Genomic DNA, 16,736 nt, shown 5'->3' with positions numbered 1-16,736 from the left:
TATGCTTGCTGTTTTGATGGCTACATACAATGGGGAAAAATATATATGTCAAGCTATAGAGTCAATCATGCACCAAAACTATGATGACTATTGCTTATATATTCATGATGATGGTTCGAGCGATTCAACAGAGAAAATTATTGGAGAATATGAAAGAGAATTTCCTGACAAAATAAAGGTTATTGAAGGGAAAACTTTTCAACACTCTGCAAATAATAACTTTATGTATATGCTAAGCATGGTGCAAGCTGATTGGTACATGTTTGCAGATCAAGACGATGTCTGGAACTCAGACAAAATAGAAATAATGATGCAGATTGCTAAAAAAGAGAATGAGAATCATGCACCAGTATTGCTGTTTTCAGATATGATAGTCGTTGACTCTGACTTGCACGTAATTTCAGATTCTTTCATGAGTTATTGCAACATAAATCCAAGGAGAACAAAACTTAATCAGGTTATTTCTGAAAATATTGCCGCTGGTTGTACATGCTTATTTAATAACAGTCTTGCAAAACAAACGTTAAGGCTTGAGAATACTAGCAGTTTGTTTCATCATGATTGGTGGTTGGTCTGCGTTGCTTCTGCTACTGGAAGAATCGTATATGTTGATAAAGCGCTTATTAAGTACAGACAACATTTAAATAACGAAGTTGGCGCAAAAAAAGATAATTACTTAGACTATGTAAAAAATCTATTTATGGGACAACAAGTGAAGAAATCAAAGGACAGGACAGAAAGATTTGTTAGACAGGCGATTGAATTATCTTGTGTTGACTTTTTACATGAACGTGACAGAGAAATGATAATTTCATTAAAGGATTTTTATGATTATGGAAAAATAAAAAGAGTCTCTGTTTTTTTGAAGTATGGAATAAAACGTTCTAAGAGAAATATCTGGATGTATTTGACGTTATGATTTTATGGAATTTGAGAGAGTTTGTGGATGAACATATTATTCATTGTAGAGAGAGATACTAAATATGGAGCTGCCTTTTCTGGGAAGACGCTTGTTAGAGGATTGATTCAAAAAGGACATAATGTCGTAATAATGGTGCCTTCAAGCATGGTGGATATTTCTTTCTATAGTGAAATAGGATGTAAAGTGGTCAAATTACCGTATTACTATTTCATGGAGTATCATGGAAAAAAGACTGGAATAAGAAATATATTGCGATGTGTATTTAAGAAATTTCAGCATGATGCAGGAAATTTGATTACATGCACAAAGATTCGCAAAATCATGAATTCACATTCTTTTGATTTGATTCATTGTAATTCATCAAGAATTGACATTGGTGCGGAATTGGCTAAAAGATATGGAATTCCTTTGATCTGGCATTTAAGAGAGCCAGGAAGAGATAGAGTTATATTGAGGAAAAACCATATTCATTATATGAATAGTCATGCGACAAAGTTTATTGCGGTTTCAGAGTATGTTAGAAAAAAATGGATAGAATGGGGATTAGACCAAAATAAAATTGTTAGGATATATAATGGAGTCTCGTTTCCTTCCGTTAATACTCAAGCAGACTTTGAAGATGAAGTAGTGAAGTTTGTTATGACAAGTGGATTTATCCCTAGGAAAGGTCATGAAGAAGTAATTGGTGCTGTTAAGGATTTGAATAATAAAGATAAAGTGATAGTGGATTTTTATGGGGATGGAGATGCGCAGCTTATTCGTGATCTAAAGACACTTGTTAAAGAGTACAAGTTAGAAAATACTATAAGGTTTATGGGATATAGGAAAAATGTAATAGAGGAGCTTCCTGATTATCATTGTGGACTGATGTGCTCAAGTGACGAAGGATTTGGCAGAACTACGGCAGAATACATGGCTGCTGGGTTGTGCGTGATTGCAAGTGATAGTGGAGCAAATCCGGAATTGGTTGATAACTTGCAAAATGGTTTATTATACAAAAATGGTGATAGTAAAGATCTTTGCGAGAAGATGCAATATCTTATCGATAATGTAAAAGTAATGGCAAAATTAGGGGATAATGCTAAGAAAAAGGCTATGAGTTATTTCACTGAGGAGAAGTACTTTAGTGATATTAGTGATCTTTACGAATTAACTATAAGTGGTAGATATGGAGAATAAAAGTAGGATAGGTCATAATTTCATATATCTGATACTGGCATTTTGGTTTGGGTCAGAGGTTATTTTTAATTCGAAAATAGAAAAAATCTTTGGCTGGGAAACAAGCCAGCTTAATGATACTTTTGCTTATGTTGTTTTGGCTATGCTTTTGATACAGATAGTGTTTTTTCAAAAGTATGAGCTAAAAGAACTTGCTATTGTTGTTATTGCTACAGGATTAATTGCTATAGTAACATTGCAGTCACATCATAATATTATGATGTCTACATGGCTCTTTATAGTAGCTACACGCGATATAGATTTTGAAAAGGCTGTCAAAGTTGCATATTATGTCCAGCTGTTGATGGTGTTTTGGATTTTTTATCTTTTCTATTTTGGCTTCATTGAAGAATACACATTTTACAGAGGCAATATTTTAAGACATTCATATGGTTTCACACATCCCAATCAGTTAGGAATTAGAATTTTCCTTTTGGTCGTGTGTAGATGTTATCTGAGGAGAAAAAAGTTTAATATATTAGATCTTTTAGTGGTTATCTGGGCATCTTATTTTATCTATAATACGGCAAATTCAAAGACGGCTTGTTATGCTTTGATTATTTTTGCTGTGCTAATAACAATTTACTATTTCTTGGCAATTTTAGGTGTGAAGCTAAGTTTTTTGAGTGACATTTATATAAGCATAGCGATTATTGCAAATATTATGAGTGTCTTATTATCAGTAACTAATGTGAAGAAAATTCATGTGCTTGCTAAATTTGACGATTTTCTTTCTCATAGGTTTTCGTTGTGCCATAAAGTAATAAAATATTATGGAATAAAAATGCTGGGTCAGGAAGTCAAAATGATAGTAAAAAAACCAGGAACTGGCAGAGTCCTTCATTTTTGGCTTGATAATGCCTATGCTTCTATACTTATAAGATATGGAATATTGGTATTTATTCTTTTTTCTGTAGTTTTCATTAAAACTATGTTTATTTTAAAAAACAGTGGACACAATTTCCTTGTGATGATTCTGTGTATGTATTCAATTTATGGAATTATGGAGAATAACTTCTTTTTCCTATCACAGAATTTGTTTTTGATTCTTTTATCAAACGCACTATACAATAAAAAAATTAATTATGAATACGAATCAGTAGAAAAATACAGGCTAAAGTTGGTATGGAGATGATTTTTACCAATACAATGGTTCAGAATATTTTTCTTTTGGATATATCATTTCCGTTATTTATACGTTTTGAGAGGAAAAGGCGAGAAGGAATTTTCTCCAGAACAAAGGGGATTTGGAAAAATGGCTATAAAAAGAGAAGTGTTTATCAAAATAAAAAAGCACATGCCCAAGAAGTGTTGGGGTATGTATGTTAGTTATAAGTACAAAAAAATAATGGGAAAAAAATGCAACCTGAAAAATCCAAGAACTTATACAGAGAAGATTCAGTGGAGTAAGATTAATAGGAACGATCCGATGATATCAAGATTGTCGGATAAGGTGGCAGTTAGAAGCTGGGTGGAAGAAAAAATAGGAGGAGAATATCTTATTCCTACCATTGGTAAAGCATATAGTTCTGCCGATGATATAGACTATGATTCTTTGCCAGACAGTTTTGTTATCAAAGCAAATCATGGTAGTGGGTTGAATGTTGTAGTTGATGATAAAAAAGAAATTAGCTTTGATGATATTAAAGATAAAGCTAATAGTTGGCTGAAGCAGAACTTTGCATATAATTCATTTGAAATGCAATACAAAGACATTAGACCACAGATATACATCGAGAAAAACCTTTTAGAGGATGGCAAAGGTGATTTGCCTGATTATAAATTTTTTTGCTTTGGAGGAAAGGTTTATTGTTTATATGTAATGATAGACACCTATCCTATTCATACAAATGCGAAATTGGGCATATTTGATAAGAATTTTAATCTGTTGCCATATTACAGAGCGGATTTTACACCTATTACTAAGCAGATTGAAAAACCTGCTAATTATTCAAAAATGATTGAAATAGCAGAGAAGCTTTCTGAAGGTTTTTCACACGTAAGGGTGGATCTGTATAATGTTAATGGAAAGATATATTTTGGTGAAATGACCTTTTCAACTGGAAGTGGATTGTTTAAACATGTTCCAGAGGAATTTGATGAGATATTAGGAAATCAGTGGGATTTGGAATCTGGTATATAATGGCGCAAAAAGTGAGTGTAAAAAGAAACTTTATATTTAATGCGATATATCAGTTAAGCGGAATAATTATTCCGCTTATAACATTGCCATACCTATCTCGCATATTACATGCAGAAGGGCTTGGAAAGTATTCATATAACTATTCAATAGCATTTTACTTCTATATGTTCATAAAACTTGGGCTACAGAATTATGGAAATAGGACTGTAGCCTATGTTAAAGATGATAAAGAAAAACTGTCACGGGCTTTCTGCGAAATATATGGATTCCAAATATTTATGGGCATAATAATTACGTTTATATATGTAATCTATGTCATGACTATTGCATCAAATAAGGGGATAGCATGTATTTTTATCATAATGGTCTTTACTGGCTGCATTGATCTGACTTGGGCATTATACGGACTAGAAGAGTTTAAGGTTACTACAGTTAGGGATTTGATCACGAAAATTTTCACTACTCTGGCTATTTTTATTGTTGTTAAAAATGCAGAAGATACATGGAAATATGCACTTATCTATTGTATTGGTTTCTTTTTTAGTAATTTAGTTGCGCTTCCGGTTGTCTTTAAAAGAATAAAATACATAAGGCCAACGCTTGATGGAATAAAAAAGCATATAAAACCTAATCTGGTATTATTTTTACCAACAATAGCAGTGAGCATATATAAAACCATGGATAAGATTATGCTTGGTTCATTAGCATCTGAGATTGAAGTTGGCTATTACCATAGCTGCGAAAAAATAATAAATGTCCCATTGGCGCTTATTACAGCATTGGGAACAGTGATGCTTCCGAGGATGTCTAACATCATTTCCAAGGATGAAAAAGCCCAAGAAGCAGAGTCGATATTTGAGAAATCCATCATATTTGCGATGTTTGTTTCTACTTCAATTTGTGTTGGGATTATGACAGTGTCAGACATTTTTGTACCTTTGTTTTATGGAGAGGGGTTTGAAAAATGTATCATACTGTTTAATGTTGTTCTTCCAAGTTGTATCTTTTTGGCATTTGCCAATGTTATTAGGACACAATATCTTTTGCCAAGAAAAAAGGATAAGTTGTTTGTTGCATCTCTTTTTTCTGGAGCGGCAGTTAATTTAGTGCTAAACGTGCTATTAATTCCGAAATATGCTTCTATAGGTGCTGCTATTGGAACACTAGTAGCAGAGATTGTAGTATGTGTGGTTCAGTCTATAAGCGTTTTCAAAGAAGCGAACATTGGTAGAAATATTATAAATTCTATTCCATTTATACTTTCTGGAATAGCAATGTATGTAGCTTTTTATGGGTATATTCCAGCGTTTTCTAACCAGCTGATGGCTCTATTTGTAAAGATTCTGATCAGTGGAGTATTTTATCTTGCTGTACTTGGCATTCTTCTTTTTATAAAGAATTTAATCAGGAGGAAGACAAATGGGTAACATATTAAAAGGCTTAACAAGTTTATTCAAACATACAGACATAAATGAGAATCTTAAGAAATTTGAAACTACTCCAGATGCAGTTCTTCTCGATGTCAGAACCAATGAAGAATACAAAACAGGTCATATTTCAGGAAGTATCAATATCCCTGTTGATGACATTCTTGAAATTGAGGACAAGATTCCAGACCATGACACAATGATCTTTGTCTATTGTCATAGTGGAAATAGGGCTAGAAGAGCAGTGGATAAGATGAAAATGCTTGGATATAAGAATGCCAAGAATATAGGCGGAATAGTTGATTATAAAGGCTTGAAAGTGCTTTGAGTTTTGGGATGAAATAAGAAAACCAGGTAGTGACTGTGTCACCACCTGGTTTTTATTACGTCTCCCTTTAAATACAGATTTCCTTTTACATTTTCTTTCACAGGATTCAGTAATCCCTGTTTATTGAGATATGTGATGTTTTGTCTTGAGCATTCAAGCTCATGGCAGCTTTCGCTGGTGTCAAAGAGGTTCCTGTCTGCAAAGGTAAGGAAATCCTGATATGAAAGAGGAATCGTGATTCCTTTTTTGTAGAGCTCCCATGATGGAATATCGATGGAATCATTGAAAGTTACGCTGTAACCTCCTGTTCCAATTTTGCAGGAATTAAATAGTGCTTTGTTTTTTATTACCTTTTCTATTTTTGAGTCATTGGAAAAGGCTTTCAATTCGATTTTTTTTATACTATTATCTGCAAAAAAGCAAAGAATGTTTCCACTATCCAGAGGAGTACAATCAATAAGATTTTTCTTTTGCCTATCAAGAACAAACTCAGGCAGATCGTCAATTTTTCTGATAAACATGCTATCCTGAGAACAACGACCCTCAGCTAGCTCTAAAAGCTTCATCTCGTCATAGGCTTTTAATTTATGATTTGATAGTATTGATCCGATGTTCTGTCTTCCACTTGGAATAACTCTTTCTTTAACCCACAAAAGACTGATATCTCTTGGAATTGTGAAGATTCCTTTTTTGACATAACTTGTAAATAGAAGAGGAGCAGTCCATTCATCAAGGTTGTCGCTTAGTTCTATGATGAATTCTTTGGCCTTTTCATAGTACAAAAGGACGCCAATGTTTATGAAATTAGCTTCATCTAGTATTTCATAGCTTCTCATATATTTTGTACCTTTCGTAGATTATTTCCCAGATCTTATCAATGTAGTTATCCGAAATAATTCCGCTTAGTCCATCAAAAATTTTTGCTTTGTCTGACTTTTTTAACTTGATGGTCAGAGGTTTGTTTTTAGTATCTAGAAGAGAGAGATTCTCTGTACATGAGTAACTTCCGATGAAATTGTTACAAGGCTTATCTGCAAGTACGTCGAATTTGTCGACATCTTTTTCTGTATAGCATGAATAAAGAAGAGATACGCCATGGTCGAAGAGAGGGGCAATTCGAAGTGTATGTGCTCTTGCGTTTCTAAGAACTTCGATATTAGCACCGTGCCTGTCCCTATTAAGTATGATGAAATCAATAGCAATCATGGTGTCTATGTATTTCTGCCATCCCATGCGTTTGCAGAAATCATAGTGAGATTCTGAAGGCTCGGCGTTTGTTCTGTAATAGTCATCAAGAGCTATCTTGCTCTCACCGGATTTTTTGAAGTCTGTTGAAGCGCATAGATACGTGTTATAGGTCTTTCCTTCTATCTCTATTTCAGCATTTATTAGCTCATATGAGAGATGTTCAATTTCAAAAAGATCAAGTAGTCTATCAACTATTATTTCATTGATGCATTCGTGACCAATAACCCCTTTTACCGGATCAAAATTTGAGAGCTTATAATATTTCTTTTCTCCATCAAAAGAAGAAGTGGCTTTCAAAAAGGTGCCAGCTGTGCCGCTGGAACTTCTGACATGTGACCACTGAAGGTATGATAGGTCTTGCTTTTCTTTGATTATCTTTGCCATAATAAAAAACCTCACTATGCAAATCTATTTGACGTGCGTCAAATAGTTCTACAACAATTATATAAATATATTTGACGCGCGTCAAATGAAAATACATGTCTTTTAACATTATGCAAAGCAAGAAAACATGTAAAAAGAATCATTGATATTCGAACGGATGTTTGCTAAAATATCAATGTGCTACCATTTACGGTAGGCGGTTGGCTCTTTGCCAGATTTTTATCTGAGAACTCTCTTATTCATTTGGAGGGATGCTGATGAGAAATATTGACGGGAGCAGAATTGTTGCTAGAAGAAGCTATCACTTGTGCGAGTATTGTAGTAACGCTTATAAGTATAGGTGTTACGATCTACAGTATTTACATAAGTCTAAAGAAGTAATTTTGAGCATCAAAAAAGACCGCCACAACTCTAGCAAAGTTACCGGTCTTTTTTGATTTGTAACTAATGTTGGAGCCAACCGTCTATCGGTGGCACCTTTGTAAGAACATAATAACATATTGGTAAAAAAATACAATCCATAAAATGATAGCACCAACCGAACGGTTTGAATAAACCTTCCACATACTTTAAACTATCTTTATGAAGTACAAAAACATTGTTAAAGCTAAGTTCATATCAAGACCCAACAGATTCATTGCCAATGTAGAAGTTGATGGCAATGAGCTTGTTGTTCATGTAAAGAATACTGGAAGATGTAAGGAACTATTGATTCCTGGATGCACAGTGTATCTTGAAAAGGCTGATAATCCTGAGAGGAAGACTCCTTATGATCTAGTTGCAGTTAAGAAGGATGGCAGGATCATCAATATAGATTCCCAGGCCCCTAACAAGGTGGTAAAAGAGTGGCTTTTAAGCCAGGGAGAGTATGACAAAGTCCAGCCAGAGTATAAGTTTGGCAATTCAAGAATTGATTTCTATATGGAAAAAGCAGAAGTTCGCTATCTCATGGAAGTAAAGGGGTGTACGCTCTTCATTGATGGCATTGGATATTTTCCAGATGCACCCACCGAGCGCGGAGCCAAGCACCTTAGAGAACTTACTGATGCTGTAAAAAAAGGATATAACACTTGTGTAGCATTTGTTATTCAAGGAGAAGGCATTACAGAAGTAAGGCCAAATGAAGCTACAGATCCGGATTTTGCCAAGGCTTTTTATGAAGCAAAGGCAGCAGGCGTAGAGATAATCTTTTATCTGTGTAAGGTCACAGAAGATAGCCTTGAAATATACAAGGAGATAAATTCTAAAGAATAATATAAATACAAACGATTTTTATGAGAGGGAAAATTTATGTTCAATAAATCAGATATCACGCGTAATCAGTGCCAGCTATTTGGTGGCCAAGCTAGGCAGGGTTACGATTGGTGGTGGCATTCTTTTACTGCCCACAATGCAGAAACAGGCCAGGAGAAGCCATTCTTTATAGAGTTCTTTTTGTGTAATCCTGAGCTTGGTGGTGACAAGCCAGTCTTTGGGCAACTTCCAGAAAATAAGGAAAAGAAAATAAAGCCTTCTTATCTTATGATAAAGGCAGGATGCTGGGGCGAAGGAGCCAAACAGATCCATAACTTCTATGGATGGAATGAGATAGAAGTTAACATGGGTGTGCCTTACTCTGTAAAAGTGGGGGATAACTATATCACAGAGGCTAGAACTTGTGGAAAAGTAGTGCTTTCAGAAGAGGATGCACAAAAGCATCCTGAGTATATGAGCGGCGCTGGCGAGATTTCATGGGATCTTAAGATCAGCAAAAAAGTTGCCTTTAACGTGGGTTATGGCGCAGGAAAGCTTTTTAGAAAACTTCAGGCTTTTGAAATGTTCTGGCATGCAGAGGGCATGAAGACTGAGTATGAAGGCGAGATATTCCTTGATGGACAAAAATATCTGGTAAAGCCAGAGACAAGCTATGGCTATGCTGACAAGAACTGGGGTAAGGATTTCACGTCACCATGGGTTTGGCTTTCATCCTGCAACCTCACTAGTAGAGTCCTTGGAAGACAGCTCCATGACAGCGTCTTTGACATAGGCGGTGGCAGACCAAAGGTTGGACCAATTGCACTTAATAGAAAGCTTCTTTCGGCTTTTTGGTACGAAGGAAAGCCTTATGAGTTTAATTTCTCCAAGTTTTGGACCTTTACTAGAACTAAATTTGATTGTTCTGAAACAGATGTAGCAATTATTTGGCATGTTGAGCAAAAGACATGGACAAATCGAATGGTAACTGATATAACTTGTCAGAAGAAAGATATGCTTCTAGTTAACTACGAAGCACCAAATGGCAAGAAACTCCATAACAGACTGTGGAATGGTGGAAATGGAAAAGGAACCGTTAAACTATATCACAGAGGAAAACTTATTGATGAAATAACCTGTGAGAACGTAGGCTGTGAGTTTGGAGAGTACTGCTAAATATATTATGAGATGAGGACAACATGACAAACACACAGAATTCAAAAAGTATTTGGACAATAACACCTATTATGGTTATCACAGCTATCTTTTGCTGTGTTCTCTGGGGAAGCGCTTCTCCAGCCATTAAGATAGCTTACGAAGTATTCAAGATAGATGCTTCTGACACTGCTTCAAGACTTATGCTTGCTGGTGCAAGATTTATGCTCGCAGGAGTTATGACAGTTGTATTTGGAAGCCTTATTTCCAAGAAAGCCCTGATACCACAGAAAAGCTCATGGAAGTATATTGCAATCCTTTCACTATTTCAGACCATTGGACAGTACTATTTCTTTTTCATGTCACTTGCTAATACATCAGGTGTAAAGGGCTCTATAATAAATGCTTCAGGAAACTTCTTTGCGCCAATGTTTGCAATTTTCTTGTTCAGATTAGAGAAGCCTTCTGTCAAAAAACTCATTGGTTGTGCTCTTGGATTTGCAGGAATAATCATGTTCTTTGGTGGAATGGGAGCTATCACAAGCGGAGCACCTATTACATTTAAGGGTGAGGGAGCAATGCTCTGCGCAGCATTCTTTTATGCAGTATCTGGATGTTGCATCAAGATCTTTTCCAAATATGAGAACCCTGTAATACTCAGTGGTTATCAGTTTGCACTTGGCGGAGCAGTACTATTTGTAATAGGTTTATTGTCAGGTGGCAAGCTCATATTTTATAGTAGCGGCTGTTACCTTAATCTTATTTATATGGGCTTTATTTCTGCAGGTGCATACACACTTTGGGGAGTCCTTCTTAAGTACAATCCAGTCAGCAAAGTGTCTGTTCTTGGCTTTGTAAATCCTATCATGGGAGTTGTTTTATCAGCTCTTTTCCTGGGAGAAGGTCAGGAAGCATTTTCAGTTCTTAGCCTAATTTCACTGCTTTTAGTATCACTCGGAATCGTAATCGTTAATTATAGAAAGTTGGAAAAATGATATCTACATTTGAAACAAGTAATAGAGAGGAAGCAATAAGGCATAAGTTCACTCTTAAGGAGTGTCTTATTGGTGATGGCGATTTTTATAGGCGCGCAGCTACCATTGTGCTTCCAATGATCATACAGAATACTTTGTCTAACATCGTTGGACTTCTTGATAATGTCATGGTTGGTCAGGTGGGAACCCTTCCTATGTCCGCCGTTGCCATTGTCAATCAGATACTTTTTATCTTTTATCTTTGTATTTGGGGATCTCTTGCTGGCGCTGGAATCTTCAGTACACAGTTCTTTGGTAAAGGAGATATGGATGGAGTCCGCTATTCCATAAGATTCAAGCTTATGACTGCGGCTACTATCTGCACTGGAGCCATTATTCTTTTGTTCCTTGCAAAAGAGAATCTGATATCCCTTTACATTTCAAAAGAAACAATAGAGGCTGACAGAATAGCCACACTTGGCTATGGCATGTCATACCTTGATATCATGCTGATCGGACTTATTCCATTTAGCTTGACGCAGGTTTATTCAAGTGCCATGCGTGAATCAGGTAAGACCACGCTTCCAATGGCAGCTGGCATGATCGCAATGGTAGTTAACTTTATATTCAACGGACTTCTCATTTTTGGTCTCTTAGGGTTTCCTAAGATGGGCGTTTTGGGAGCTGCCATAGCTACTGTTATTTCAAGATTTACAGAGCTCATGATCGTAATGGTAGGAGCCCACAAAAAAGGCTCCAAATACCTATTCTTCCAGGGCGTATTCAGATCATTATATGTTCCATGGAGCCTAGCTAAGACCATAATGTTCAAGTCACTGCCACTACTTTGCAACGAGTTTTTGTGGAGTCTTGCTCAGGCAACACTTCTTCAACAGTATTCAGTTCGTGGAATTGCAGTTATTGCAGCTATGAACATCAGTGGAACAGTATCTCAGATCTTTAATGAGGTCTTTTTATCAATTGGTAACTCATCAGGAATCATAGTAGGACAGGAACTTGGTGCCGATAAGCTTGTATCAGCCCGTAGAACAGCCTGGAGAATGGCGGCTCTTAGCTTTGCTAGCACACTTGTTATGGGTTCCCTTCTTGCGCTGTTTGCACCTATCATACCTCAGATATACAACACTGAGCCGGAGATTAGGCACCTTGCCACAAGATGCATCTGGATCGTGGCCCTTTGTATGCCTATCAACTCTTTTGCAAACGTAAGTTATTTTATTATGAGATCAGGTGGCAAGACCGCTGTTACCTTTGTTTTCGACAGTTGCTTTGCTTGGGCAGTTTCTGTTCCAACAGCATTTATCCTTGCAAGATATACGACGCTTCCTGTTGTTACAGTATTTATGCTTGTTTCATTAACTGAGATATTAAAGTGCCTCATTGGATTCTTGTTCATCCGAAGCGGAGTCTGGGTTCGTAACATAGTAAAAACAGCGTAAACAGTAAAAGAATTGGATCAAATATGTACCAGAAATTATCAACATTTCTCAAAAACAAATATGGTGAAAAAATATATAGGCTGTCTCTGTCATCAGGTTGCACCTGCCCTAACAGAGATGGCTCTATTCTTATGTCAGATGGAACGCCCCTTACAGGTGGTTGTACCTTCTGCTCTGAAGGTGGATCCGGAGATTTTGCTGCACAGGTGACTGCAGGTGGCATAGATAAACAGATAGAAGATGCCAAGAAACTTATTTCGGCTAAGACTGACGCCAAGCACTTTATTGCATATTTTCAGTCCTTTTCCAACACCTATGGCGATATCAACAGGTTAAAAGAGTTGTATACCAAGGTCATAAATCGAGATGACATAGTGATCTTGTCACTTGGTACGCGCCCGGACTGTATAGATTCTGACGTACTGTCTATGTTAAAAGAGCTAAATCAGATAAAACCTGTGTGGATAGAGCTTGGACTTCAGACAATCCATGAAGAAAGTGCTAGAAGATTTCACAGAGGCTATGATCTTAAGGTGTTTGAAAAAGCATATAAAGAGCTTAAAGAGGCAGGAATAACAGTTGTTGTTCATGTGATATTAGGGCTTCCTTGTGAAACAAAAGAGGATATGCTTGAAACTGTTAAATATCTGGCATCTCTTGATCCTGCCCTTGATGGCATCAAGCTTCAGAATCTTCAGATCCTAAAGGGAACAGCTATGTATCAGGATTACCTGAGATGGAAGGAAAAAGCCCCATCAGAACAAAGCATAGGCATAAAAGGGGAAGCTACCGAAGAGTTTTACTTCATGGATATGGAGGAATACACGGATCTTGTAGCTGAGTGCATAGCTCTTTTACCAGAAACGACTGTTATTCATAGGATGACAGGAGATGGCCCCAGAAAGCTCCTGGTAGAGCCACTTTGGACTCTTGATAAAAAGAGAGTGTTAAATACTCTTACCCGTAAATGTAAGGAAATACTTCAGTGAAATACATTCCCGTAAAGGGTAACAATTATTATAGATTTTTGCTTTATTTTTAGGGGCAAAAATAGTAAGATTAAGTAGTTATGGACTTGTTTGAATATATGAGAAATAACACAATGGAAAAGGAATCACCGCTTGCCGCAAGGATGCGTCCAAGGACTCTTGACGAGGTTGTTGGACAGCAGCACATCATTGCCAAAGACAAGCTTCTTTATCGTGCAATTTCCGCAGACAAGTTAAGCTCCATCATCTTGTATGGACCACCTGGAACAGGTAAGACCACTCTTGCCAAGGTTATAGCAGGAACTACCAAGGCAGAGTTTACTCAGATAAATGCCACTGTCGCAGGCAAAAAAGACATGGAAGAGGTTGTAAGTAAAGCTAAGGACAGCCTCGGAATGTATGGCAAAAAGACAATTCTTTTCATCGACGAGATACATAGATTCAACAAGGGACAGCAGGACTATCTGCTACCATTTGTTGAGGATGGCACAGTTATTCTGATTGGAGCCACAACAGAGAATCCGTATTTTGAAGTAAATGGGGCTCTTATTTCCAGGTCAGTTATTTTCGAACTTAAGCCACTGACTTCTGATGACATCAAGACTCTTTTACACAGAGCAGTCACAGACAAGGAACGTGGTATGGGCGCTTATAACGCAGTCATTGAGGATGATGCATCAGATTTTCTTGCAGACCTTGCTGACGGCGATGCTAGACATGCGCTTAATGCCCTTGAACTTGGCATTTTGACAACAAAGCGCAGCTCAGATGGACTTATTCACATCACCAAAGAGGTGGCTGAGGAGTGTATCCAAAAGAAAGTTGCCAGATATGACAAAGATGGCGACAATCACTACGATACGATTTCTGCTTTTATCAAGAGTATGAGGGGATCAGATCCTGACGCAGCAGTTTACTACCTTGCTAGGATGTTAAACGCCGGCGAAGATCCCAAGTTTATAGTTAGGCGTATGATGGTCTGTGCTTCAGAGGATGTAGGTAACGCTGATCCTCAGGCACTTCAGGTTGCAGTTGCAGCTTCCCTTGCAGTTGAGAGACTTGGAATGCCAGAGGCTAGGATCACTCTTTCACAGGCTGCAAGCTACATTGCATCTGCGCCTAAGAGTAACGCTGCAATTGTAGCAATAGATGAGGCTATGGCAATGGTTAGAGAAACAGGAAATCTTCCAATTCCTGCGCATCTTCAGGATGCACATTACAAGTCAGCAAGTAAGCTTGGACATGGAATTGGTTACAAATATGCTCATGATTATCCGGACAATTATGTTGAGCAGCAGTATTTGCCTTATGAACTTAATGGCAAAGAGTTTTACAGACCTTCAGGAAACGGATACGAAGTCAAGATCCGTGATCACATGAAGAAGTTAAAAGAGAGAAATAAAGATAGTTGATTGATTGAACAGGAGTTACATGAAAAAGAGAAGACGCAGAGTGCACACAGGTAGGAAAGCCCGCCAGAATAAAAGAATAGTGATACTGACAGGTATAGTAGCTGCGATAGCATCTCTTTTTGTAGTAGCGATGATCGTGTGGCTCTTTATAGGCTCCAATAATGGAGGAGCAGAGCTGGCTGAGGAATCAGTTAATGAAGCTTCCGTAGAGAGCGAGACTATTAGCGGAGTAGTTTATGTTGATGAGAGCATTGTCCAGAAGATCACATCAGATGGACAGAGAGTCTCCAAGGCTTTATCTGACAGACCAGCCACAGTGGAGATGACTCCTGAGAATACAGCAGAGTTTGCCAATATCACCAGTTGCAATATTGTTGATTCTACTAACGTTAAGGTCAGCGTTACTTCTGAAGGCATCCCTGCAAGTGATGACAAGTACTATTATCTTTTCGAAATGGCTACCTATGAAGACGGCATAACAGACAAAGAGCCAATCGACAAGATCTATAAGGGTGACGATACATCTTTTACCGTAAGTCTTAATAAGGGCAGTGCAAGTTCCAAGCTCTTTTCCAAGTTTGCGGTAGCAGTTAAAAAGGATGATCAGTACGTAACAATCTCTCATCCAAAATATATTACTAATCCTGGAGCATGCGCAGGTTACAACTATGCTGGCATGAGCCATGATTCTATCAAGGGACTTTTGCCATATCCGCTTAGATTAAATGAACTTCAGGATCTTGGATGTGAATACGCAGCTTACAACATTCCTCTGTCACATATCTTGGTGACATCAGGAGGAATCGAGTATTCATATGGCGGAGTGACCTATCACTTCAACGCTCAGATCATAAATGACTACGACAACCTCTTTAAGAGGCTCAATTCAATGGGAATCGATGTTGCAGCTATTATCCTCAATAACGCCAGCACATCTGCCTTCCCAGAGATCACACATCCAGATGCAAGAAGCGGATCCACTGCTCCTTATTACATGTTCAATGCTACAAATGAGAGTGGTGTTAAGGCCCTTGCTGCTATCGGAAGTTTCCTAGCTAACAGGTACTCAGGCTCAGGTCATGGTAATGTCAGCATGTGGATCATTGCCAATGAGGTCAATGCCCGCAGAGAGTATAACTACATGGCTAAGACAGATGTTGGTACATATACAACAGCTTTTACCAGAGCATTCAGAGTCTTTTACAATGCGATCAAGAGTCAGAATGCAGGCGCTAAGGTATATATTCCTATAGACCAGAGATGGACCTACAACACTGAGAAGACTGGCGACTATGATGCCAAGGATGTTATAGATATCTTTTCATCATCCATTTCAGAATACGGCAACATTGATTGGGGACTTGCGGCGCATCCGTACTCATTCCCAAATGAGAACACAGCCTTCTGGAAGGCTTCCAAATACGTTAATCACACAGAATCAACTCCATGTATCACAATGGAGAACATTGAAGTTTTGACCAACTATATGCAAAAAGAGTCTATGCTTGATACGAATGGTAATGTCAGGTCCATAATCCTTAGTGAGATTGGCTATTCATCCTCATCAGGCGAAGCTGTTCAGGCAGCGGCCTTTGCGTATGCTTATACCAAGATGGTCAAAAATGGTCATATTGATGCTCTTATGCTTTCAAGACAGGTTGATGCGCCCGAAGAAGTGGCAGCACTTGGACTTGCTCTTGGACTTGAGACTGTTGGTGGCAACCACAAAAAGATATATAACGTCTTTAAGTACATAGATACAGACAGACGAGATGAAGTTGTATCTTTTGCATACGATATAGTCGGGAAAACCTTTTAAGTGACCCGTAACATAACTAGGAGG

The 16,736-nt window shown here is 37.6% G+C and carries 15 protein-coding genes; 13 read left to right on the top strand and 2 right to left on the bottom strand.

What is annotated here, in order from left to right:
- Position 1 precedes the first annotated feature (1 nt).
- The 6 genes from BLS24_RS07880 to BLS24_RS07855 all read left to right on the top strand — a co-directional run bounded on the left by BLS24_RS07880 (position 2) and on the right by BLS24_RS07855 (position 6,038).
- Complete coding sequence (locus BLS24_RS07880) at positions 2-919, top strand: glycosyltransferase family 2 protein (RefSeq protein WP_091757798.1); 918 nt, start codon at positions 2-4, stop codon at positions 917-919.
- Positions 920-946: 27 nt separating this feature from the next.
- The gene (locus tag BLS24_RS07875; RefSeq protein WP_091757797.1) at positions 947-2,101 is read left to right on the top strand and encodes a glycosyltransferase family 4 protein; all 1,155 of its coding nucleotides are present in this window, start codon (positions 947-949) and stop codon (positions 2,099-2,101) included.
- The gene (locus BLS24_RS07870) at positions 2,091-3,275 is read left to right on the top strand and encodes a hypothetical protein (protein WP_091757795.1); all 1,185 of its coding nucleotides are present in this window, start codon (positions 2,091-2,093) and stop codon (positions 3,273-3,275) included. The genes BLS24_RS07875 and BLS24_RS07870 overlap by 11 nt, the downstream gene beginning before the upstream one ends.
- A 120-nt stretch (positions 3,276-3,395) precedes the next feature.
- The gene (locus tag BLS24_RS07865) at positions 3,396-4,283 is read left to right on the top strand and encodes an ATP-grasp fold amidoligase family protein (RefSeq protein WP_091757793.1); all 888 of its coding nucleotides are present in this window, start codon (positions 3,396-3,398) and stop codon (positions 4,281-4,283) included.
- Entirely contained in the window at positions 4,259-5,710 is a 1,452-nt protein-coding gene (locus BLS24_RS07860; RefSeq protein ID WP_143015153.1) for a flippase, read from the top strand. The genes BLS24_RS07865 and BLS24_RS07860 overlap by 25 nt, the downstream gene beginning before the upstream one ends.
- Complete coding sequence (locus BLS24_RS07855; RefSeq protein ID WP_091757788.1) at positions 5,703-6,038, top strand: rhodanese-like domain-containing protein; 336 nt, start codon at positions 5,703-5,705, stop codon at positions 6,036-6,038. The genes BLS24_RS07860 and BLS24_RS07855 overlap by 8 nt, the downstream gene beginning before the upstream one ends.
- A 38-nt stretch (positions 6,039-6,076) precedes the next feature.
- On the opposite strand, the gene BLS24_RS07850 is transcribed toward BLS24_RS07855, so the two are convergent.
- Both BLS24_RS07850 and BLS24_RS07845 read right to left on the bottom strand, forming a co-directional pair.
- Positions 6,077-6,874: a hypothetical protein gene (locus BLS24_RS07850; protein ID WP_091757786.1), complete on the bottom strand. Its 798-nt coding sequence runs from the start codon at positions 6,872-6,874 to the stop codon at positions 6,077-6,079.
- Positions 6,861-7,670 carry a hypothetical protein gene (locus BLS24_RS07845; protein ID WP_091757784.1) on the bottom strand — a complete coding sequence of 270 codons (810 nt, stop codon included), beginning with the start codon at positions 7,668-7,670 and terminating at the stop codon, positions 6,861-6,863. Before BLS24_RS07845 ends, BLS24_RS07850 begins: the two co-directional genes overlap by 14 nt.
- A gap of 582 nt (positions 7,671-8,252) precedes the next feature.
- Here BLS24_RS07845 and sfsA point away from each other — a divergent pair.
- From sfsA to BLS24_RS07810, 7 genes are all read left to right on the top strand, one after another.
- A complete protein-coding gene (gene sfsA, locus BLS24_RS07840) occupies positions 8,253-8,924 on the top strand; it encodes a DNA/RNA nuclease SfsA (protein ID WP_091757782.1) in 672 nt (223 codons plus the stop codon).
- A 36-nt stretch (positions 8,925-8,960) separates the two neighbouring features.
- Positions 8,961-10,079, top strand: coding sequence for a hypothetical protein (locus tag BLS24_RS07835; RefSeq protein ID WP_091757780.1), 1,119 nt, complete (start codon positions 8,961-8,963; stop codon positions 10,077-10,079).
- 23 nt (positions 10,080-10,102) lie between these two features.
- Positions 10,103-11,053: a DMT family transporter gene (locus tag BLS24_RS07830; protein ID WP_091757778.1), complete on the top strand. Its 951-nt coding sequence runs from the start codon at positions 10,103-10,105 to the stop codon at positions 11,051-11,053.
- The gene (locus tag BLS24_RS07825) at positions 11,050-12,492 is read left to right on the top strand and encodes an MATE family efflux transporter (RefSeq protein ID WP_091757776.1); all 1,443 of its coding nucleotides are present in this window, start codon (positions 11,050-11,052) and stop codon (positions 12,490-12,492) included. Before BLS24_RS07830 ends, BLS24_RS07825 begins: the two co-directional genes overlap by 4 nt.
- Positions 12,493-12,515: 23 nt before the next feature.
- Positions 12,516-13,481, top strand: coding sequence for a tRNA modification radical SAM protein MnmL/YtqA (locus BLS24_RS07820; RefSeq protein WP_091757774.1), 966 nt, complete (start codon positions 12,516-12,518; stop codon positions 13,479-13,481).
- A gap of 80 nt (positions 13,482-13,561) precedes the next feature.
- On the top strand, positions 13,562-14,893 hold the full coding sequence (locus tag BLS24_RS07815; RefSeq protein WP_091757772.1) for a replication-associated recombination protein A: 1,332 nt from the start codon (positions 13,562-13,564) through the stop codon (positions 14,891-14,893).
- A gap of 19 nt (positions 14,894-14,912) precedes the next feature.
- Complete coding sequence (locus BLS24_RS07810) at positions 14,913-16,712, top strand: DUF5722 domain-containing protein (protein WP_091757770.1); 1,800 nt, start codon at positions 14,913-14,915, stop codon at positions 16,710-16,712.
- The last annotated feature ends 24 nt before the right edge of the window (positions 16,713-16,736 follow it).

Origin of the sequence: Butyrivibrio sp. INlla18 (assembly GCF_900103635.1) — a bacterium.
GTDB lineage: Bacteria > Bacillota > Clostridia > Lachnospirales > Lachnospiraceae > Butyrivibrio.
Note: the sequence above shows the minus strand (reverse complement) of the source record. Positions and strands in the feature narration are given on the sequence as shown.

Excerpts from the sequence above, each read along its gene's own strand:
- BLS24_RS07880 (WP_091757798.1), top strand. The coding sequence starts at position 2 with ATGCTTGCTGTTTTGATGGCTACATACAATGGGGAAAAATATATATGT.
- BLS24_RS07875 (WP_091757797.1), top strand. The coding sequence starts at position 947 with ATGAACATATTATTCATTGTAGAGAGAGATACTAAATATGGAGCTGCC.
- BLS24_RS07870 (WP_091757795.1), top strand. The coding sequence starts at position 2,091 with ATGGAGAATAAAAGTAGGATAGGTCATAATTTCATATATCTGATACTG.
- BLS24_RS07865 (WP_091757793.1), top strand. The coding sequence starts at position 3,396 with ATGGCTATAAAAAGAGAAGTGTTTATCAAAATAAAAAAGCACATGCCC.
- BLS24_RS07855 (WP_091757788.1), top strand. The coding sequence starts at position 5,703 with ATGGGTAACATATTAAAAGGCTTAACAAGTTTATTCAAACATACAGAC.
- BLS24_RS07850 (WP_091757786.1), bottom strand. The coding sequence starts at position 6,874 with ATGAGAAGCTATGAAATACTAGATGAAGCTAATTTCATAAACATTGGC.
- BLS24_RS07845 (WP_091757784.1), bottom strand. The coding sequence starts at position 7,670 with ATGGCAAAGATAATCAAAGAAAAGCAAGACCTATCATACCTTCAGTGG.
- sfsA (WP_091757782.1), top strand. The coding sequence starts at position 8,253 with ATGAAGTACAAAAACATTGTTAAAGCTAAGTTCATATCAAGACCCAAC.
- BLS24_RS07835 (WP_091757780.1), top strand. The coding sequence starts at position 8,961 with ATGTTCAATAAATCAGATATCACGCGTAATCAGTGCCAGCTATTTGGT.
- BLS24_RS07830 (WP_091757778.1), top strand. The coding sequence starts at position 10,103 with ATGACAAACACACAGAATTCAAAAAGTATTTGGACAATAACACCTATT.
- BLS24_RS07825 (WP_091757776.1), top strand. The coding sequence starts at position 11,050 with ATGATATCTACATTTGAAACAAGTAATAGAGAGGAAGCAATAAGGCAT.
- BLS24_RS07820 (WP_091757774.1), top strand. The coding sequence starts at position 12,516 with ATGTACCAGAAATTATCAACATTTCTCAAAAACAAATATGGTGAAAAA.
- BLS24_RS07815 (WP_091757772.1), top strand. The coding sequence starts at position 13,562 with ATGGACTTGTTTGAATATATGAGAAATAACACAATGGAAAAGGAATCA.
- BLS24_RS07810 (WP_091757770.1), top strand. The coding sequence starts at position 14,913 with ATGAAAAAGAGAAGACGCAGAGTGCACACAGGTAGGAAAGCCCGCCAG.